This is a genomic window from Methylibium sp. T29 (genome assembly GCF_000576205.1).
Taxonomy (GTDB): domain Bacteria; phylum Pseudomonadota; class Gammaproteobacteria; order Burkholderiales; family Burkholderiaceae_C; genus Methylibium; species Methylibium petroleiphilum.
Map to the genome: position 1 here is coordinate 1 of NZ_AZND01000471.1, position 1481 is coordinate 1481.

Below are 1481 nucleotides of genomic sequence, written 5' to 3' on the forward strand. Positions count from 1 at the left end.
GCCCGGCCTGCTCGGCCAGCGGGCTCCACACGGCCGGCCGGGTGGGCTCGAACAGCGCGGGACGGGTCTCGTCGGCACGCGGCAGCGCCAGCGCGTCCTCGGCGGCGTGTCGCACCGCCTGGTGCACCTCGCGGCCGTCGCGGAAGCGCACCTCGATCTTGGTCGGGTGCACGTTCACGTCGACCCGCGAGGGGGCGATCTCGATGAACAGCACGTAGCTCGGCTGGCGCCCGCCGTGCAGCACGTCGGCGTAGGCGGTGCGCAGGCCGTGGGAGATGAGCCGGTCGCGCACGTGGCGGCCGTTGACGTAGACGTACTGCTCGTCGGCCCGGGCACGCGCGGCATCGGGCAGGCCGATGCGGCCGCTGATGCGCAGGCCGGTGGGCTGGGCCGTGACCTCGCGGCTGTGGGCCATGAAGTCTTCGCCCAGCGCGTCGCGGATGCGCTGCTCGAGCGGCGCGCGGCGCCACTGCGCCAGCAGCTTGCCCTCGTGCCAGACCGCGAAGCCCACGTCGGGCCGCGCCAGCGCGTGGCGGCGCACCGCCTCCAGGCAGTGGGCCAGCTCGGTGGCGTCGGTCTTCAGGAACTTGCGGCGTGCGGGCGTGCTGAAGAACAGCTCGCGCACCTCCACGCTGGTGCCCACGCCGCGTGCGGCGGGCACCAGCTCACCGGAGCGGGCGTCGAGGCGCTGCGCGTGGGGGGCGTCGGCGTGGCGGCTGGCGATCGACAGCTCCGACACCGCGGCGATGGCGGCCAGCGCCTCGCCGCGAAAGCCCATCGTCGACACGTTCTCCAGCTCGTCGAGCGAGGCGATCTTGCTGGTCGCGTGGCGCTTGAGCGCCAGCGGCAGCTCGCTGGCGGGGATGCCGGCACCGTCGTCCTCCACCAGGATGGCGCGCACGCCGCCGGCCATCAGCTTGACGACGATCTCGCGGGCGCCGGCGTCGAGGGCGTTGTCGACCAGCTCTCGCACCACCGAGGCCGGCCGCTCGACCACTTCGCCGGCGGCGATCTGGCTCACCAGCTCGTCGGGCAGCTCACGGATCTGCCGGCGCGGGCCGGCCGGGGACAACACAGCATTCATCGAGAAGATTGTAGGAGCGCGAAATCGGGCGTCGGCCTGTTATGGTCACGGGCACCGCCTCGATCGACCCTCGACTTCCTCTCACGCATGCACGACCTCACGCTGATCGTCACGCTGGCCGGCGGGCTGGCCTTTGCCCTGCTGCTGGGCACGCTGACGCGTCGGCTCGGCCTGTCGACGCTGGTGGGCTACATGCTGGCCGGCATCGTGGTCGGCCCCAACACGCCGGGCTTCGTGGCCGATCAGTCGCTGGCCTCGCAGCTGTCGGAGATCGGCGTGATCCTGCTGATGTTCGGCGTGGGGCAGCACTTCCATCCGCAGGAGCTGCTGCGCGTGTGGCGCCTCGCGGTGCCCGGCGCGGTGGCGCAGAGCCTGGTGGCCGGCGTGGCCGGCTGGG

2 protein-coding genes are annotated in these 1481 nt (G+C 73.0%); one reads left to right on the forward strand and one right to left on the reverse strand.

Going from position 1 to position 1481, the window contains the following annotated elements; all coding sequences use genetic code 11:
* Positions 1-1084, reverse strand: a 1084-nt coding sequence (gene mutL, locus x551_RS22115; RefSeq protein ID WP_036251575.1) for a DNA mismatch repair endonuclease MutL, incomplete at its 3' end; no start/stop codon positions are given.
* Between the two features lie 87 nt (positions 1085-1171).
* Between mutL and x551_RS22120 the strand changes: the two genes are divergently transcribed.
* Positions 1172-1481, forward strand: a 310-nt coding sequence (locus x551_RS22120; RefSeq protein ID WP_036251578.1) for a cation:proton antiporter, incomplete at its 3' end; no start/stop codon positions are given.